The sequence below is a fragment of the Pantoea sp. JGM49 genome, assembly GCF_018257655.1.
GTDB lineage: Bacteria > Pseudomonadota > Gammaproteobacteria > Enterobacterales > Enterobacteriaceae > Pantoea > Pantoea communis.
This window is the reverse complement of the sequence record NZ_JAERJM010000006.1, coordinates 75,847-93,699: the sequence shown is the minus strand read 5'-3', so window position 1 is coordinate 93,699 and position 17,853 is coordinate 75,847. Positions and strand designations below refer to the sequence as shown.

General features: G+C 50.9%; 13 protein-coding genes. 6 read left to right on the top strand and 7 right to left on the bottom strand.

Annotation, left to right across the window (positions count from 1 at the left end):
- The first annotated feature begins 764 nt into the window (after positions 1-764).
- Together JK231_RS12305 and JK231_RS12300 are read left to right on the top strand one after the other, a co-directional pair.
- Positions 765-2,420 carry a methyl-accepting chemotaxis protein gene (locus JK231_RS12305; protein ID WP_097118764.1) on the top strand — a complete coding sequence of 552 codons (1,656 nt, stop codon included), beginning with the start codon at positions 765-767 and terminating at the stop codon, positions 2,418-2,420.
- Positions 2,421-2,493: 73 nt separating this feature from the next.
- Positions 2,494-2,826, top strand: coding sequence for a hypothetical protein (locus JK231_RS12300; protein ID WP_160834125.1), 333 nt, complete (start codon positions 2,494-2,496; stop codon positions 2,824-2,826).
- Positions 2,827-2,992: 166 nt separating this feature from the next.
- On the opposite strand, the gene JK231_RS12295 is transcribed toward JK231_RS12300, so the two are convergent.
- Positions 2,993-3,232: a transcriptional regulator gene (locus JK231_RS12295; RefSeq protein WP_176505782.1), complete on the bottom strand. Its 240-nt coding sequence runs from the start codon at positions 3,230-3,232 to the stop codon at positions 2,993-2,995.
- Positions 3,233-3,947: 715 nt separating this feature from the next.
- On the opposite strand from JK231_RS12295, the gene JK231_RS12290 reads away from it, so the two are divergent.
- Both JK231_RS12290 and JK231_RS12285 read left to right on the top strand, forming a co-directional pair.
- Positions 3,948-5,762: a sensor domain-containing phosphodiesterase gene (locus JK231_RS12290; protein WP_211728679.1), complete on the top strand. Its 1,815-nt coding sequence runs from the start codon at positions 3,948-3,950 to the stop codon at positions 5,760-5,762.
- A gap of 2,090 nt (positions 5,763-7,852) precedes the next feature.
- Positions 7,853-8,755 carry a LysR family transcriptional regulator gene (locus JK231_RS12285; RefSeq protein ID WP_097118765.1) on the top strand — a complete coding sequence of 301 codons (903 nt, stop codon included), beginning with the start codon at positions 7,853-7,855 and terminating at the stop codon, positions 8,753-8,755.
- Between the two features lie 107 nt (positions 8,756-8,862).
- Here JK231_RS12285 and JK231_RS12280 read toward each other — a convergent pair whose 3' ends face one another.
- The gene (locus JK231_RS12280) at positions 8,863-9,717 is read right to left on the bottom strand and encodes a helix-turn-helix transcriptional regulator (protein ID WP_211728678.1); all 855 of its coding nucleotides are present in this window, start codon (positions 9,715-9,717) and stop codon (positions 8,863-8,865) included.
- A 116-nt stretch (positions 9,718-9,833) separates the two neighbouring features.
- Between JK231_RS12280 and JK231_RS12275 the strand changes: the two genes are divergently transcribed.
- The gene (locus JK231_RS12275; RefSeq protein ID WP_211728677.1) at positions 9,834-11,243 is read left to right on the top strand and encodes an MFS transporter; all 1,410 of its coding nucleotides are present in this window, start codon (positions 9,834-9,836) and stop codon (positions 11,241-11,243) included.
- 35 nt (positions 11,244-11,278) lie between these two features.
- Here JK231_RS12275 and JK231_RS12270 read toward each other — a convergent pair whose 3' ends face one another.
- Positions 11,279-11,479 (bottom strand): hypothetical protein, encoded by a 201-nt coding sequence (locus JK231_RS12270; protein WP_202404597.1) that lies wholly within the window; start codon positions 11,477-11,479, stop codon positions 11,279-11,281.
- On the opposite strand from JK231_RS12270, the gene bamA reads away from it, so the two are divergent.
- Complete coding sequence (gene bamA, locus JK231_RS12265; RefSeq protein WP_211728676.1) at positions 11,448-13,886, top strand: outer membrane protein assembly factor BamA; 2,439 nt, start codon at positions 11,448-11,450, stop codon at positions 13,884-13,886. The two genes, JK231_RS12270 and bamA, sit on opposite strands and share 32 nt — an antisense overlap.
- A 189-nt stretch (positions 13,887-14,075) precedes the next feature.
- Here the strand turns inward: bamA and ugpC are convergent, their stop codons facing one another.
- The 4 genes from ugpC to JK231_RS12245 are packed head-to-tail and all read right to left on the bottom strand — an operon-like array spanning position 14,076 to position 17,849.
- Positions 14,076-15,158 (bottom strand): sn-glycerol-3-phosphate ABC transporter ATP-binding protein UgpC, encoded by a 1,083-nt coding sequence (gene ugpC / locus JK231_RS12260; protein ID WP_160834121.1) that lies wholly within the window; start codon positions 15,156-15,158, stop codon positions 14,076-14,078.
- Between the two features lie 3 nt (positions 15,159-15,161).
- The gene (locus tag JK231_RS12255; RefSeq protein WP_160834166.1) at positions 15,162-16,103 is read right to left on the bottom strand and encodes a carbohydrate kinase family protein; all 942 of its coding nucleotides are present in this window, start codon (positions 16,101-16,103) and stop codon (positions 15,162-15,164) included.
- An 8-nt stretch (positions 16,104-16,111) separates the two neighbouring features.
- On the bottom strand, positions 16,112-16,951 hold the full coding sequence (locus JK231_RS12250; RefSeq protein ID WP_097118770.1) for a carbohydrate ABC transporter permease: 840 nt from the start codon (positions 16,949-16,951) through the stop codon (positions 16,112-16,114).
- Positions 16,941-17,849, bottom strand: a complete 909-nt coding sequence (locus JK231_RS12245; protein ID WP_211728675.1) for a sugar ABC transporter permease — start codon at positions 17,847-17,849, stop codon at positions 16,941-16,943. The genes JK231_RS12250 and JK231_RS12245 overlap by 11 nt, the downstream gene beginning before the upstream one ends.
- Positions 17,850-17,853 lie beyond the last annotated feature (4 nt).

The following is a 17,853-nucleotide window of genomic DNA, read 5'->3' as shown; positions in this document are numbered from 1 at the left end:
ATTGAATTGAGGGCGTTTAAGTTCAAGGGGTAGGTATCAGAATAGGGCGTTTACCTGGGTTCGATGCCCTAACCTGCGGTTTCAAATGAGTGATAAGCATTGGTTCGCAATAGAATCGGTAGGGAGGTAATCAGTCATAATCTGTCTCCTTATGAGATGTGTGCTGCTCCTGTTGATAACGTGTGTAATCAGGGAAATCATGCAGTAAACATTAGCGCAAAATTGTCACTCACGCATATTTACTTAAGTCAGGCTTAATATAGACCATAGGGACGTGGCGATATTTACTGCTTAAGAACGCTTGTGGCGGGACGAGAGAAAATGTCGAACAAGCGAAGGTTTCTAAGTCAGGAAAGCTCTATGATGATTGGCACGGGACTTCAGCGAATTTTTTTCAGCAACTCAGTTTAAAGTATTCGGAGTTTACGTATCACTATGTTTAGAAGAGATTTTCTGCCATTAATTTTGATTCGTAGAACCAGATTTTATTGTCCTGCCAATGATCCTCAGTCACAGTACAAACCAATTAGCGTCTTTCATCTCAATCTAACGCCAGGCCAAATGGCATTTGCGCTGAGTTCCCAGTTTAGTGAGCTTATCATCCAGAATGACAATAACGTTGAGTTCAACACTGCAGTGTGACGCTCCAATAGGATGGTAATTAATCATAAAATATTAATGCTAAGCATTTCATTCTCCCTGCCGATAACCTGATCAATTGAATCAGTTCACGTTTTTCCTTCTCTCAAATCAGGCGAATAAGCATGAATATTTCCCAGCGGTTAACCCTAATTTGCTCATTGTTATCTGCAGCAATTATTGCTGTTGTTATTACTTCTCTTGTGGTTATTTCAGGTTTTCAAACGCGCTTTCATTACATTCAGTCCAACGCTACTGCCTCTGTTATTGATCTGGGTAAATTGGTCAGTGGGTCTAACGAACTCACTATCTGGATGTACCGACACCTGACTTCACCAGACGCAGCGAGAATGTCTGACGTTGAGAAAGAGATTAATGCGCGGATAGATGAGATGAATGCCCTTAATCAATTTTATCTTGAGAATGAGATCTCTAGTGATGAGGACCGACGAATGACTGAGAGCGCAATAGCCACTATGAAAGAGCTCAGTAATAAACTCCCTGCCTTTCTGGAGAGTTCACGTGCCCTAAATAGTAATCTTTCGCTCGCGCTCTTGCAGGGCAATAATGGAGTCGGCCAGCTTGCTCGTGACCTGATTGTTGGATATAAGAAACAACTCCAACTTAATCTGGAAATTGGTAACGGACTGCGCAAAAAAAATGATCGCACCTACTTCCTCACCTTTTGGGGCATGCTGATAAGCTCAACGCTGGTCGTCGTTCTTCTGGGTGCGCTGGCCATGTTAACCATACGAAACATTCGCACCAGCCTTAGTGGCATGCGTACCGTTATGGAAAACGTCAGTAATAATCTGGATTTAACGCTGAGTGCAGATGAATCCCGTAGGGATGAAATTGGCCTGACATCCAAGGCTTTTAATCATCTTATTGCTGCTTTTTCAAAAGCCCTGTTATCTGTGAGCGCCTCTTCTGGCTCTGTCAGTACCGCATCGGCTCAGATTTCTGCCGGTAACGAGGATCTATCGTCCAGGACGGAAGAGCAGGCGGCCTCGCTGGAACAGACCGCTGCCAGCATGTCAGAATTGAGTGAAACTGTCCGCCAGACAGCGGAAAATACCCAGTTGGCCAGCCAGCTTTCACATAATACCCGCCTGATATCAGATGATAGCACGGATAAAGTTCAGGGCATGTTGCAGACCATGTCTGATATCAACAGCAGTGCGGTGAAAATTACCGACATTATTTCCATTATTGAAGGTATCGCGTTTCAGACTAATATTCTGGCGCTTAATGCCGCGGTGGAAGCTGCAAGAGCTGGTGAGCAGGGGCGTGGATTTGCCGTGGTTGCCGGAGAGGTGCGAAATCTTGCCCAGCGCTCATCCACCTCTGCCCGGGAGATTAAAGAGCTGATTGAATCTTCGATGCAGTTTGTTCGCACCGGTTCAGCGCAGGCTGAAGAGGTCGGCAACAATATGAACCGCATGAATGACGCCATCCGGCAGGTCAACGATCTGGTGAATGAAATCGCGGCTGCCGCTCAGGAGCAGACCTTGGGGATAGGGCAGGTGCACCAGGCGGTCAGCCAGATGGACGACGTGACACAACAAAATGCGGCACTGGTAGAGGAAGCCTCCGCAGCGTCCCACTCACTCATGGAGCAGGCCTCTACCCTAAATAATCTGGTGTCAGCTTTTACCCTGAACGCTCCGAAGGAGTTGAATTCCATCAACGCGGAAACATCCCGTACTTCAGTATCACGTCCATCGTTAAATCGGGCAGCACCTCAGGCAGATTTGGAAGGTAGCTGGCAAAGTTTTTGAGAAAATGACGGCCCGGTGAGCAAAACCGTCGGGCCCACTAAAATTTAAAATAAAACCGATATGAAAAATAATAATGGATAAAACGTCGTACCATCAAAAACATCAGGAACTTATTCTTATCAGCGAGCATGCAAACGTGCTGCTATGGCAGATGAGGAATAAGAAATATGCCGACGTGACAACATTTATTAATAATTTAAATCACCTTGAGCGATATCAGAAGGTTATCCTCATGCTGTCAAAAGATTCAGTATTCTGGCAGTGGTTTAAAGAAAATGACACTGATCTTTTTATTCACACTGAAGCCATTCAACTCTCTTTCGGTATTCTGGATAATCTGATTGAAAATCTGCGTAACGCCTTTTTGATGTTCAAAAAAGAGTCGGAGTCAAGCAGCGCAGGATAGTTTCAGATTCATCTCTCTGTAGAAAAATAAAAAAATTACGGTAATTTCGGGCGCTTTACTGACGCATAATTTTATGAAAAAGTGAGGTGCCTTTCATGGTCATCTGCACATGTGTCCGAATTCGCCATCGCGTGCCTCATTTTTGAGGCATACTGAATCCAACATTTTATTTCCTGGCGTTCTGGATGACGGTATAAAAGGGATGTCGTCCGGCGAGGAGCAAAAGTAATTCGTATTCTCCCTGACTCAGCAGACCGGGATTTTTTGTGGCCTCCTTCATTTGCCATACGCGCAGGCTAAGATTGAACCTCTCCGCTGCTGCCTCTTGCGACAAACCCGCAGCCATTCGAAGCTCTCTGACATTGGAACTGACAATGACGGGGCGATTCATAATCTGATTTCCCAAAGGACACTCCTTACCTGTATGAGGTTTAAACATAATGATAAACATTAATTTTTTATGAATTTTTTATTACAATCAATTGTTGCGATGGTTCTCCGTCATGATGCCAAAACCATTCGGCATAAGGTTTAAATCTTAAACTCATCATTGATTTTCTTTATTTTAACGCCCGAATCAAAAATTTATAATTCCTTTCGCAGGTAATTCTTTATTTTTACTCAATCCTTACAAAAAGCACGTCAGCTGATTTGAGGTGTTGACGAATGAGCATTTATTCCACTCTTATACAGAAATAAGTCTGTGGCATGGAGCAATAAAAGCCATTTGAAAAAGCCACACTTGGAAGGTTATCGTGAAGACTTCGGTGGATTCCACGGTATGGCGCTAACGACTTAAGGTGAAAATTTTTGTAAATTTGTTTAGTCACTGTCATTCTTGCTTTATTTTCAGAAACCTCAGCTTATTTTGCTATATCTATCAATGGATAAAAATTGATGGGGCGGGAAATAAAACCTATTAAATTAGGGTTAAACCAAAATTTTTATCTGGTTTAATCGTTTCACTATGGTCATTAACTGGCACTAAAACCAATCACGCCTATAGTGAATTTTGATGAGGGAAGTCACCTGATTTTTTTCTGGTCGCATCTCTGAAAATGGCTTTTTACCGCTTTCAAATTTTTATTTCGCACCGGATCTAGGCCGGGGCGGAGGAACTCATGCTAATAAATCTTAACAGCGACATCGATCGCCGTGTGCGGGCGCTGAATGTGCTGCGCCACCCAGACGAAAGCCGCGACGAGGTGTTGTCCAAATTCGTGCAGCTAGCGAGCCAGGCCCTTGGCATTCCCGGTAGCTTTATCTCCGTACTCGATGACGACTACCAGCACGTACAGGCCGCACATAACTTTGCCCTTACACAATCGACACGCGAGAATGCCCTCTGCCGATATGTGGTGGACAGCGACAGCCCTGTCATTGTGCCGGATACAAGGCTGGACGCCCGCTTCGTTATGCATCCACTCATCGCTGGAGCCCCCTTCATAAGGTTTTATGCCGGCGTACCGCTGAAAAATCGTGAGGGTATCGTGCTTGGCACGCTGTGTGTCACCGATACCGCTCCTCACTCGTTCAGCGCGGAGCAGCTTGAAACCCTTACACAGTTGGCCTCGCTGGTGATGTCCTTTTTGGAGGGGTGGCACTCCGCCGGTTTTGTGGATCCGGTCACCGGACTTCCCAATCGCCAGCGTCTCATTCGCGACCTGCAGTATCTCGCTGCATCGCCAGACCCTGCGCCTCGCCGTCTCATACTCATAGACTGCATTGACATGCCGCGTGCCTATGAGCTCGCCCGATCAATTGGCATTGAGGCGTTGGAAACCCTGCTCAAGGATGTGGCTACACTGCTGCCGCTGCGCCTGCGGCCAGCCAAAAGTGAATCACTTTATACCATTGCCACCGGGCGATTTGCCCTGCTGACGCGAGCTGGCAGTCCCCTGAGCGCCGAGTGGATCGCAGAACGTATGGAGGGAATCAACGCCGAACTTGGGGACGGCATCTATTTAGCTCTCAGTACCCGCACAGGAGAGACAACTTTTGTCTGCGGAGAAACCCCAGCGCATGAAACACTTCGCCGTGCCATCAGCGCGTTGCATGAGGCCATTGCATTGGGTATGCCATCTATGCGCTTCAGCCAGACGTCCGATGTCCAGTCCAGGGATGACGGAGTTTTGATGAACGATCTGGTCGCCGCGATCAGAGAAGATAATGGTCTGTGGCTGGCTTATCAGCCGAAAATATGCCTGCGGACCGGGCAGCCCTTGGGGCTGGAGGCACTGGTGCGCTGGCGCCATCCGCTTCGTGGCGAGCTCTCACCCGCGCTGTTTGTACCCCTGGCAGAGCAGACAGAGCTGCTCAGCAAACTGACGGGCTGGGTCACAGACCGTGCAATCGGCCGCCTAAAGAGGCTGCGCAACAGCGCCATCCAGCTTCCCATTACGATCAATGTTGGGAGCCACGATATTGCGCGCGAGGGTTTTGCCAGTATGCTGGAGGATAAGATGATCAGGTCAAAACTGCCCACCTCAATGCTGGGCATCGAGTGCATGGAGACCGAACGTATTATCGAAAATCCAACAGCTATGCGCGGGCTGGAAAGGCTGAAGCTGAAGGGATTTAATATCTCGCTGGACGACTTTGGCACGGGCTCCAGCAACATTGGTTATTTGAGGCGTATGCCTCTTGACATTATTAAGCTGGATCAGTCACTTATCAGTGAAATTTCATCGGATACCGCATCCCGTATCATTGCGCGCAGCATTATTAACATGCTGAAGGACCTTGACTATACGGTGGTGGCTGAAGGAGTTGAAGATGCAAATGTTGTATCCGCGCTGAAGGATTATGGTTGCGATCAAGCGCAAGGCTTTTTTTATTCTCGACCCCTGCCTGATGAGGAGATCGACAAGTGGCTTTCCTGGAAACTTCGCGACCAGTGCAGGAGTAATCTTCAACCCGGTTATACAGGTACCTGACCTGAAACCTGCGGGCTGGAAAGTATATACCGCGGTTCATGACCCTTAATTTTGCGCTGACAGCGCGCAGTAGGAGATTAACAATGCGCAGCCATGTCGATAGATCCAGTCATTACCATTGTGCAAGTGATATTGTATTGATGACTATAACAGGTGTGTAGGGCCGTAATTTACTGCGTTAAGCGTAGGCAGCCTTTCAAACCGACGCGCTTTAAACATGTATCGACCGTTTTTCTTCGGCAACTCAGCTGCAAAGCATCGGAAATAAATGGCTCCCTGATGGGAGCCGAATTATTACCAAGGATTTAGTCGTCATGTGCCCGTTTGGGTACAGAAGGATTATCGCCATCTGCTATCGGGTCATCAGCGCAGCCTTGGAGAATGTTTTTCGTTACAGAGATGCGTCACACTTTTCACATTACAGTGAGGCATTGTTTCTTCAGGAAGTAAGGCTGCGGTATCACCGTCATACTTACAGAATCATTGTTTGTGAGCGATAAGCAAAAGACGGTCATTAGTCGTGCTTTTTAACGATGACTTCATTACCATCATTGAACAAACATGACCGATGGGAACGAGCCACAGTCAGTACATCCCTACCAATAGCGCATCAGAGGGGTATCGAATGGGATCATTATGATGAGTTTTATTGACGGTTTCTTATGAGAACTTAGCTTTCAAAGGAGGGGGATTATCTTAAAAGCCCCGACCATTGCAGCCATGGCTTTTAAGGTACGTCGGACTTCAGAATTGACATTAATAGACTTAATAGAATAATACTGCTATTTGTACTGCGTTTAAATGAACCCGTTTACTTCAGACAATATTGGGTATGAATACTAAAAGCCTCCCTCTATTTATCTCGTCAAACACTTGCCTTTGCTTTTAGAAACCGAGCGTGGCAACTTTAAACAAGCACATCCTCCATAGCGATATAGACTCTTTGATGCGTTGCCCGTTGCTGAGCCACTTACCGTACACAAAACACACCGTCAGCAGATAAAAAACAAGGCTTTACATCGTCGCGTTTTACTACCATTTTGCTAACCAGCACATTTATAACCAGGCCTGAAAGCAACTACATCCCAAACAATAAACTTCGTGGCCTTTAAAGCTAAACGGTGTTATTACAACTTAGTACTATTCAGAAACTTAATATCGATTTTTATTGTGCTGCTGGGTATTAATTTACTCATATAAAATTAGAGGTCAATACTGTTTTTTAAAAAATGTTTTAATTTACAGCGGTAGAAAGGGTGCTGGATCCCGCTAATCATCTCTCGGTGATTGCAGTCAGCCTCCACGCCGGACCATTAAATTCTGATGTGCGGGATACCGATCTTTTGATACGACCTTTTTCTGACAAATTTTTTCATTTTCATCGGTTTTCCTGATTCATTTAGCATTGAATTTCGTTATATTAATGATGCATGTGAACAACATGCCTTTCTGTACAGCAAATGATCATCCCTTTTTTGACGATGTGAAAAGTCGCTGATGACCTGACCGTAGCCATGAGTATTGAAGGCGTAAGACCTGATTATATTTGATCTCAACACCTCTTTACTCATGAATGACGCTGACAATGTCTCATTAAACTCATGACGCCATTGTTACAAGATTATCTCACCAAGCAATAACCCAAATTCCGCCACTGCTTTTCTGAATGCAGACACCAGCGGAACGGTTACCTTTACGGGACTTATAGTCGAATCTACCTGTACCACGCAAACCTCTAATTCAATGGCGGAAATTACATGCATCCGTGACAGCCAGGCCACAACGGATAATGTAGAGTTCGATAAAGTTAATACTAAGATGTCGGTAGGGAACGTCATTTCAACGGCCCTGCTCAGACATATTAATGATAATAAAAAAGTTGCAATACTGGATGTGGATTACCAATAAACGATTTTTATTATAGAGCTTATTAACAGCCTTGAATGATAATTCATTTCCGTATTGCAATGGGGGCCTAAAATCAGGTGGGTTATAAACTCCTGCCTGTTTTCAAAGTTCAGTCAGTGTGTCGCGAAAACAGGCGCTATAATCAATGCTAAAACCAAATGAGTATTGCACAGGGAGCAATAATGCAGGATGACGATTTTCGCCAACGCGAAGCGTTTTTAGCGGTGGTGCGTGCGGGCAGCTTTAGCGCTGGCGCGCGTAAGTTAGGACGTGATATCTCCGTGGTCTCGCGCCGCATCGCTGCGTTAGAAAAACGGCTGGGCATTCGCCTGATTGAGCGCACCACGCGGCGGATACGTCCCACGGAAGAAGGGCAGCGCTATCGTCAGAAGATCGAACTTGCTGATGAGCTATTGCGGGAAGCGGAAGAAGAAGCGCGGGCCCTGGCCGCGCGTCCAGCGGGCACCATCCGATTAACCGTGCCAGCCTCATTTGGTCGCAGCTGGGTGGCGCAGGCGTTGCCGGGCTTTTTGCAGGCCTATCCCGATATTCGCATCGTGCTGAATTGCAGCGACCGCTACGTCGATTTGCTGGGGGATAATTTTGATATGGCGATCCGCATCGGCGTGCTCACCGATAGCCGACTGATAGCGCGTAAGCTGGCGGATACCAGCCGAATGCTGTGCGTGGCGCCAGATTATCTGGATCGTCATCCCGCGTTAAGCCAGCCCCAGGACCTCCGCCAACACGACTGTCTGGGATTTACCCCAATGCACAGCTGGCCGGAATGGCGGCTGGAGAAAGGCGGCCATCAAATCGCGGTACCGGTGCAAACGCGTTTTGAAAGCGATGAAATGGATGCACTGGTGCTGGCCGCGCAGGCAGGCATGGGCGTATTACTGGCGGCCAACTGGCTGGTGCAAAAGGAGCTGGCCGAAGGATCGCTGGTGCCGGTGCTATCTGACTGGCAGGCGGTTGGGGAAGATGGCGTCTGGCTGATGAAACCTTCCAGCCAACTTCAGTCGGCGAAAATCAGTGCCCTGACCGAATGGCTGGTAGCCTGGTTTGCGGAAAAGCGCTGGTAATTCGAAGCCCTGACCTCACTCTGAGGTTGTGCGGCTGCAGCGGCCTGAAGACCGCTCCAGCCGTTTGCATCACTGGATGTTGAGCATAGTGTTGAGGAGGCCGATTTCTACCGTTTCATCAATTTCTGCAGTGACGCCGCACTCTGCTCATCATCCGGTACATACACCAGCAGGCGGTCGCCGTTGCGTGAAGCAGACCACCAGTTATTCTGGCGCAGCGTCATTTCACCGACTTCCTCGCGGTAAAAACGCTTCAGCCGATTTTCCACCTTGCCCAGTTCGTAGCGTTGCCAGGTTTGGGCAAATTCATCCGAGCTATTCAGCAAACGAGCGAGAAAACTTTCCCAGTGCGGATCGCCAAGGTGTTCGCCCATTTGCCCTCGAAACATCGCCACCATTTGTGGCATCACGTCGTCCCAGTCGCTCATCGCTTTGCGCCAGGCAGGATGATTGAACGCCAGCCAGATGCAGTTACGATCTTCCACAGCTATCCCGGCCAGATCCACATCCATCAGCGCACACCATGCGGCGTTGTAGCCAAGAATATCGAAACGCGGTGTTTCGATAATCGCCGGTAACTGGATCGCGTCCAGCATCTGCTGATTATGCGCCGCGATTTTGCAGCAGGCAGCGGCCACCCGTACCGATGGCAACGAGTGTCCGGCAAGGGAAAACAGATGCTGCGTCTCGACATCGTTGCACTGCAATGCCGTGGCAATGGCCGTCAGGGTTTTTGGCGAGGCTTTGATATCGCGACCCTGTTCCAGCCACGTATACCAGGTCACGCCGACATCCGCTAACTGCGCCACTTCTTCACGGCGTAATCCGGGTGTACGGCGGTGACGCATATGCGGCAAGCCCAGACGGTTAGGATCGAGACTTTCACGACGCGTGCGTAAAAAAGTGCCAAGTAGTTTTCGATTGTTGTGTTCAGCCGTGACGGGGGCAGTAGCCGTGCTCATGAGCAGATCTCCAAACGAGACGGGTAGTATTTATACCATGATAAACAAGCACTGGTACCCGTTTAATAGTTAGGTGATGCTATGCCGTACTGCACTTAAAAACAAGGTTAAAACCGATGCAAACATCGCAACTTCAACGCGCGGGACTGGTGGTCCTGCTGGCAGGGCAACTGCTGCCCATGATCGATTTTTCCATTGTCAACGTGGCGCTGGATGCCATGGCGCATACGTTGCGCGCCACATCGATTGAGCTGGCGCTGATTGTCGCCGTGTACGGCATTGCTTTCGCCATCTGTCTGGCGATGGGCGGACGCCTGGGGGATAACTATGGACGTCGCCGCGTATTCCTGGCAGGAGTATGGATCTTTGGTATTGCATCTTTATTATGCGGCATCGCCAACAGTGTCGGTCTGTTGATGTTTGCTCGCGCATTGCAGGGTGTCGGCGCGGCTTTCATCGTGCCGCAAATCCTCGCCACCATGCATGTCACCATGAAGGGCAGGGAGCACGCGCGCGCCATTGGCCTTTACGGCGGCATTGGTGGGCTGGCCTTTATCATCGGCCAGGTGTTAGGTGGATTCCTGATCAAAGCGGATATCGGCGGCTACGGCTGGCGCAGCGTGTTCCTGATCAACCTGCCGATTTGCCTGTTTGTGCTGATCACCGCGCGACGTTTTGTGCCTGAAACCCACAATCATCAGCGCGTGCCGGTGGATGTCAGCGGCACCTTGCTGCTTGCAGGCGCGATTGGCTGTTTAATGCTGGCGCTGGCGCTCGGTCCGCTGCTGCACTGGTCATGGCCGTGCATTCTGCTGCTGGTGCTGTTCCCGGTGTTATTGCATCGCCTGCGTCAGAGTTCGCTGCGTCTGGAAGCAGAAGGCGGTTCGCCGTTGCTGCCCCCTTCGCTGCTGCGTCTGCCAAGCGTTCGTTTTGGTTTAACCCTGGCGGTGCTGTTCTTCTCCTGCTGGAGCGGCTTTATGTTTGCAGTGGCGCTGACGCTGCAGTCGGGCATCGGTTTAACCGCCTTTGAGTCTGGCAACGCATTCATCGCTCTGGGCGCTGCCTACTTTATCGGTGCGATGCGTTCAACGCGCATGGTGGAACGCTTTGGTAAACGCACCACGTTACTGACCGGTTGCGGCATCCAGATGGTCGGTTTGATTGCACTGATCGGGACTTTCCAGTTTGCCTGGCCTGATGTTGGCGTCTTTACCCTGATGCCGGCCACCATCCTGATTGGCTTTGGTCAGTCATTTATCGTCAGCACCTTCTACCGTATCGGCATGAGCGGTGTACCGCATCACCAGGCGGGCGCGGGCAGCGCAGTGTTATCCACCGTACAGCAATCGGCACTTGGCCTGGGCCCGATGCTGCTCGGAGGCGTGTTCACCCAGATAAATGTGCATGGCAATCATTTGGCGGCCATCTCCGGCACCCTTGGCGTCGAGCTGTTAATGATGGTGACGCTGGTGATTCTGACCAGTCTGAACCGTCGCACTTTCCAGCCGGTGACGGCGGAAGGGTAATCCTTATGCTGTGATTTCTGCAGCGGCTTTTCAGCTTACTGTAAGGTAAGCGAAAATCCGTTGATTGCGCTGAATTTACCTTTGGCGCAGTGGTCTTTTTTCCGGAACATATCGCCGCAACTAACGGGCTGAACCGCGTGTTCAGCCCGTTTTTTTGTGGTGCGGCAGAAATGCGTTGAATGGAAAACGGCAGGCTCATAGCAGATGAAAAAGATGTTAACCGGGTTACTTTTCATGGTAACCACCACAGCCTTTGGTGCAGACGATTTCACCCTCAGGGATATTCACTTTGACGGCTTGCAACGCGTCGCACCGGGTGCAGCAATGCTGAGTATGCCCGTACGCGTGGGCGATCGCGTCACACATGACGATATTCGTAACACCATTCGTGCGCTATTTGCCACTGGCAACTTTGAAGATGTGCAAGTGCTGCGCGATGGCGATGCGCTGCTCATTCGTGTGAAAGAACGGCCGGCCATTGCGAGCATTTCCTTCTCCGGCAACAAGGCAATCAAAGAAGATCAGCTGAAGCAAAATCTCGACGCCACCGGTGTGCGGGTCGGCGAAGCGCTGGATCGCACCACATTATCGGATATTGAAAAAGGGCTGGAAGATTTCTACTACAGCGCGGGTAAATACACTGCCAGCGTCAAAGCTGTGGTCACGCCGTTGCCACGCAATCGTGTCGACCTGAAGTTCGTGTTTACCGAAGGTGTATCCGCGAAGATTCAGCAGATCAATATTGTCGGCAATCATGCCTTCTCATCAGATGAACTCATCTCGCACTTCCAATTGCGTGATGATGTGCCTTGGTGGAATTTTATTGCCGATCAGAAATATCAGAAACAAAAACTGTCCGGCGATTTAGAAACACTGCGTAGCTATTATCTCGATCGCGGTTTTGCACGTTTTAATATTGATTCAACGCAAGTGAGTTTAACACCCGATAAGAAAAGTATTTATCTGACAGTCAATATTCATGAAGGCGATGTTTACCATATTTCCGATGTTATCCTGAACGGCGATATGGCGGGACACTCCGCCGAAATTGAGAAACTGGCCCATATACCGCCAGGGGCTTTATACAGCGGTGCCAAAATTACTGAGAACGAAGGCGCGATCAAAGCGCTGCTCGGTCGCTACGGCTATGCTTTCCCGCAAGTCAGTTCTCAGCCTGAAATTAACGATGCAGACAAAACCGTTAAACTGCATGTGAATGTTGAAGCAGGGCATCGTTTCTACGTGCGTCAGGTGAAGTTCAGCGGCAATGACACCTCGAAGGATTCGGTGTTACGTCGCGAAATGCGCCAGATGGAAGGGTCGTGGTTAGCCAGCGATGCGGTTGATCAAGGTAAGGCCCGTCTCAATCGTACCGGCTATTTCGAAAGCGTCGATGTTGATACCCAGCGTGTGCCCGGCAGCCCTGATCAGGTCGATGTGGTGTATAAGGTGAAAGAGCGTAACACCGGCACTTTCAACGTGGGTCTTGGGTACGGCACCGACAGCGGCATCAGTTACCAGCTTGGCGTCAGCCAGGATAACTGGATGGGTACCGGTAATACCGTGAGTTTTAGCGGCACTAAAAACAGTTATCAAACCTATGTTGAGATTGCTGCCACCAATCCTTACTTCACCGTGGATGGCGTGAGTCTTGGCGGTAAACTGTTCTACAACGACTACAGCGCCGAAGATAATGACCTGTCTGAATACACGCTGAAGAGTTTTGGTGCCAGCAGTACGTTAAGCTTCCCGATCAGCGAAAACAGTAATCTGAGTTCAGGGCTGGATTACACCTACAACCGCGTCAGTAATATGGCACCACAGGTCTCCATGTGGCGCTATCTGGGATCGCAGGGCATCCATCCGAAAGTGATCACCACCAATGAAGATGATGATGACGATTACGCCACCAGCGATGAGAAGTTTGTCGCCAATGACTTCTTCTGGAACATTGGCTGGAACTACAACTCATTAGACCGTGGTTTCTTCCCAACGTCGGGGGTTTCCGCTGGCTTTAATACCAAAGTGACGATCCCCGGATCGACCAACAGCTATTACAAAAGTACGCTGAGTGCCAACGCATACTTACCGCTTAGCAGTGATCATCGCTGGGTGCTGATGGGGCGTACCAAAGCCGGCTATGCTGATGGTTTGGGCGGCAAAGAAGTGCCGTTCTACGACAACTTCTACGCCGGCGGCTCCAGCTCCGTGCGCGGATTCTCATCCAATACCATCGGTCCAAAAGCGGCTTATTACAGTTGCACCGGCAGCGAAAGCAGCTATGGCAACTGTTCGGTGAATAAATCGGATGATGCGGTGGGTGGTAATGCGATGGCTGTGGCGAGCGCGGAGTTAATCGTCCCGACTCCATTTGTTAGCGATCGTTATGCGGATTCACTGCGCACCTCGTTCTTTGTCGATGCCGGTACCGTTTGGGATACCAAATGGGAAAATACCGCGGCAACGCGCGCGGCAGGCATTCCGGATTATGGTGATCCGAGTGAAATCCGTGTTTCCAGCGGTCTGGCATTACAATGGCAATCGCCGCTTGGTCCGCTGGTGTTCTCTTATGCCTTGCCGATCAAAAAATATGAAGGCGATAAGTCTGAGCAGTTCCAGTTTAATATCGGTAAAACCTGGTAGTGGTTATTTCTCTGTTAAAGAAAGAAGTAAGATTTACGTTATCTTTAAACAGAGAGAACAGAATAAAATAGCCGTTTGCGTAAAATAGTCAGGGTACGGTGCTTATGGAATGAGTGCCTGCCATCATCGTTGTTATGCATTTTCTATCAATATATTTCGCCACCCATTTGGGTGGCTTTTTTATATTATTTAACCTTCGCTCAGGCGTAATCCGCTTTCTGCATCAAACAGATGAATCTTCTCGGCGTTAAATCCAATACGAATCTGATCGCCACTCACCGCGCTATGACGCCCGGCGATTTGCATATGCATGGCGTGACCGTGCCATTCAAGGTGCAACAACGTTGATTCACCGGTGATTTCGACCACTTTTACTTTAGCTTGTGCGCGAGTTTCGGCTTCCAGTAAATCATGAGGACGCACGCCCAGCGTCACCTTAGCCCCTTCGCGATCGCGTGCCGCCGCATGCCAGCGCAGAGGTAGCGGTTGCCATAAATCCTGGCACTGCACACCCGGAATGCCATCGCGGGTAATCAATTTCGCCGGTAACAGGTTCATCGGCGGTGATCCGATAAAACGCGCCACGAAGGTATCTGCCGGACGATCGTAGATCGCCAGCGGTGCACCCTGCTGCACAATGCGTCCCTCTTTCATCACCACAATCTGATCGGCCAGCGTCATGGCTTCCACCTGGTCGTGCGTGACATACACCATGGTGGTTTTGAAGCGTTGATGCAGGGATTTGATCTCCGCACGCAACTCCATCCTCAGCTGTGCATCGAGGTTGGACAACGGCTCATCAAACAAGAACACCTGCGGATTGCGCACCATCGCGCGTCCCATCGCCACACGCTGGCGCTGCCCACCGGATAACGCACGCGGATAGCGCCCGAGCAGTTTATCAATGCCGAGAATCCCGGCGATGCGTTCGATTTTGCTCTGCTGCTCTTCGCGCTTCACTTTCTTCACCTGCATATGAAACGCGAGGTTCTCTGCCACCGTCAGATGCGGATAAAGCGCATAGCTTTGAAACACCATAGCGATATCACGATCGGCGGGATCGCGATCGTTGATTGCCACTTTATCCATCATGATTGCGCCATCCGACAGGCTCTCCAGCCCCGCCAGCAGGCGCAATAAGGTGGATTTACCACAGCCGGACGGACCGACCAGTACGGTAAAACTGCCGTCGGGAATGGTAAGGTCGAGCGGATGCAGAACCGATTGTTTGCCGTAGCGCTTGGCCACTTTTACGAGTTCAACACTGGCCATGATTTAGCGCTCCTGTGCGGAAAGTTGCAGTTGATGCCAGTCGGGATAGCGACGTGGCTGGGTACTGATTGCCAGTGACGCCACCGCGATGCCCCATTGCAACGCGGTGGTGATATTCTGCTGATGCAGCAGCGCAGTGAGAAAACCGGCATTAAAGCTGTCGCCTGCGCCAATGGTATCTACCACGGTGACGGGCTTAGCGGGTTGATTGATGTGCTGATGTGATTGCCAGCAACCTGCGCCTTGCGCACCGCATTTGACCACGCAACCGCCGCGGCCGCTGAGTCGTTGTGCGAGTTGGGTGGCGGCCACGTTAAGATTCTCCGCGTCCATTAGGCCCAGCGTTTCGACCTCATTGAGCAGCAGCCAGTCACACAGCGGTAACCACTGCGTCATCTGCTGGCGAACCTCTTCGGTCCACCCCTGCGGCGGCCATCCGGTATCCACGGCGGTGGTAAATCCGCGTTGCTGCAACTCACTCAGTAACAGCGGGTATTCGTTGTAAAGTTGCAGGCACAGGAAGGTGCCACACAGCAGCACGATATCGCCTTCACTGGCACGCAGCGGCAGTTGATTCAGCACATCTTCGGCGGTGAGCCGCACGATATGGCCAAGATTACTGAGGAAGGATCGCTCGTGATCGGAGTGCGTCACACCCACGGTCAGTGAGGTTTCACAGTGATAGCGCGTCCAGTGGGCGACGCTGTGCGGGAAGTAACTGCCCAGCCAGGCGCTTAAGCCGTCATCGCCCTGATTTGCCACCGCACGATGACGCACCTGCATCGCTTCTAACGCTAACGCACAGTTGCCCGCCGATCCGCCCGGTCGCAATTCGCTGTGATTCATCATCACTTCGGTGCCACGCTGCGGCCAGTGGTCGAGGGTGCCCATAATCAAATCGACGTTAATATTGCCGACCACATACAGCGTGGCGGTAGTGTCCATGTTCATCTTCATCCTTTGCTCCCGCCACTGGCCAGGCCGCTCACCAGCGTTTTCTGCAGCCAGATAGCAATAAACAGCGGTGGCACGGATGCCAGAATGCCGACCGCTGCGATCAAACCATCATCGGTGGCGCGTCCGGCGGTAAAGCCCGCAATCGTCACTGGCAAGGTTTGTGCCGCAATGTTGCTGGTGAACAATAGCGCATAGAAAAACTCATCCCACGCCAGCAGCCAGCCAAACAGCGCCGCTGCACCCAGCACTGGTTTTGCCAGTGGCAGGGTAATGCGCAGCAGCACCTGCCAGACGCGCAAGCCATCCAGCCGCGCCGCTTGCTCAATATCCTGCGGTAAGGCATCGAACTGGTTTTTCAGCATCCACGTCAGAAACGGCAGGATCAGCGAGCAGTAAACGATGATCAAACCGGGGCGCGTGTTAAGCAGATCAAACTGTTGCAGCAGGAAGTAGAGTGGCAGCACAAACGCCACTGGCGGCACCATATATATAGCGAGCGAGGCAAACAGCCAGCCATCGCGACCACGGTAGCGGGAGAAGCTGAACGCCGCCGGAATGGCCAGCAGCAGACAGATAATCGTCGCCCCGGTTGCCACTAACAGGCTGTTACCCAACGCATGCAGGAACAGTGTGCCGGGTTGGCCGGGTTCCAGTGACATCAATCGGCCGTAGCGACTGAAGTCCCACTGGCGCGGCAACCATTCCAGCGGAACCCGCGTGAGATCGCTGGTGGCGCTGACGCTCATCAGAAACAGCCAGCCCATTGGTGCGAGTACCGAAATTGCCACCAACAGCGCGGCGGCATATTTGGCTGTGTTGCGTAATTTAGCCTTCATACGCGCTCCCTTTACGGCGCTGACGCCACATCAACAACATATAGAGGGTGATCAGCACGGCGCACAGCAGCGTCATCAGCATGGCGTAAGCCGCGCCGCTGCCCGCGCGCAAATAGCTGAATGACTCCTGATAAACGTAGAAGCTCAGGGTTTTAGTGCTATCGACCGGGCCGCCGCGTGTCATCACATAGATGATGTCGAAAATCTTGAAGGCATCGATGGTGCGCAGTACCAGCGCCACACTCAGCGGGCCGACAATCGCCGGGAAGGTAATGGCACGGAAGCGCCGCCAGGCAGATGCACCATCCAGACGAGCCGCTTCAAACAGATCGTCAGGGATGGATTGCAATGCAGCCAGCACCAGCAGGGTCACCAGCGGATAGTTTTTCCAGATATCGGCAAACATCACCGCGTTGAGCGCCGAATCCGGCGATCCCAGCCAGCTACGATAGCCATCAATAATGCCCAATTGAGTCAGCAGGGCGTTAATGCTGCCGTAATCGGGGTTAAAGTTGAGACGCCACATCATGGCGTTGACGATGGTCGGCAGCGCCCACGGCAGAATCACCAGCACGCGCAAAATGTTGCGTCCGGCAAATTTCTGATTCAGCAGCAGCGCCACCAACACGCCAATCGCCCCTTCAAACGCTACCGAGACAACGGTGAAGTAGAGTGTGCGCCACAGTGAAGATTGAAAATCAGGATCGGTGATGGCGAACAAATAGTTCTCCACACCCACCCAGGCTGGCACTTCGCCGCTGCCAATGAGGGCAGCATCGGTGAAACTCAGCCAGATGGTGCGCAGCAGCGGCCAGGCGGTGAGCAACAGCATCACCAGCAACATGGGTGCTAACAGCACCCATGCCTGCCGTTGTTCGCGTTCACGCAAACTCAGCATGCTG

What these genes read in the sequence shown, in the direction of transcription:
- JK231_RS12305 (WP_097118764.1), top strand. Translation starts at nt 765, where the DNA reads ATGAATATTTCCCAGCGGTTAACCCTAATTTGCTCATTGTTATCTGCA.
- JK231_RS12300 (WP_160834125.1), top strand. Translation starts at nt 2,494, where the DNA reads ATGGATAAAACGTCGTACCATCAAAAACATCAGGAACTTATTCTTATC.
- JK231_RS12290 (WP_211728679.1), top strand. Translation starts at nt 3,948, where the DNA reads ATGCTAATAAATCTTAACAGCGACATCGATCGCCGTGTGCGGGCGCTG.
- JK231_RS12285 (WP_097118765.1), top strand. Translation starts at nt 7,853, where the DNA reads ATGCAGGATGACGATTTTCGCCAACGCGAAGCGTTTTTAGCGGTGGTG.
- JK231_RS12280 (WP_211728678.1), bottom strand. Translation starts at nt 9,717, where the DNA reads ATGAGCACGGCTACTGCCCCCGTCACGGCTGAACACAACAATCGAAAA.
- JK231_RS12275 (WP_211728677.1), top strand. Translation starts at nt 9,834, where the DNA reads ATGCAAACATCGCAACTTCAACGCGCGGGACTGGTGGTCCTGCTGGCA.
- bamA (WP_211728676.1), top strand. Translation starts at nt 11,448, where the DNA reads ATGAAAAAGATGTTAACCGGGTTACTTTTCATGGTAACCACCACAGCC.
- JK231_RS12270 (WP_202404597.1), bottom strand. Translation starts at nt 11,479, where the DNA reads ATGAAAAGTAACCCGGTTAACATCTTTTTCATCTGCTATGAGCCTGCC.
- ugpC (WP_160834121.1), bottom strand. Translation starts at nt 15,158, where the DNA reads ATGGCCAGTGTTGAACTCGTAAAAGTGGCCAAGCGCTACGGCAAACAA.
- JK231_RS12255 (WP_160834166.1), bottom strand. Translation starts at nt 16,103, where the DNA reads ATGGACACTACCGCCACGCTGTATGTGGTCGGCAATATTAACGTCGAT.
- JK231_RS12250 (WP_097118770.1), bottom strand. Translation starts at nt 16,951, where the DNA reads ATGAAGGCTAAATTACGCAACACAGCCAAATATGCCGCCGCGCTGTTG.
- JK231_RS12245 (WP_211728675.1), bottom strand. Translation starts at nt 17,849, where the DNA reads ATGCTGAGTTTGCGTGAACGCGAACAACGGCAGGCATGGGTGCTGTTA.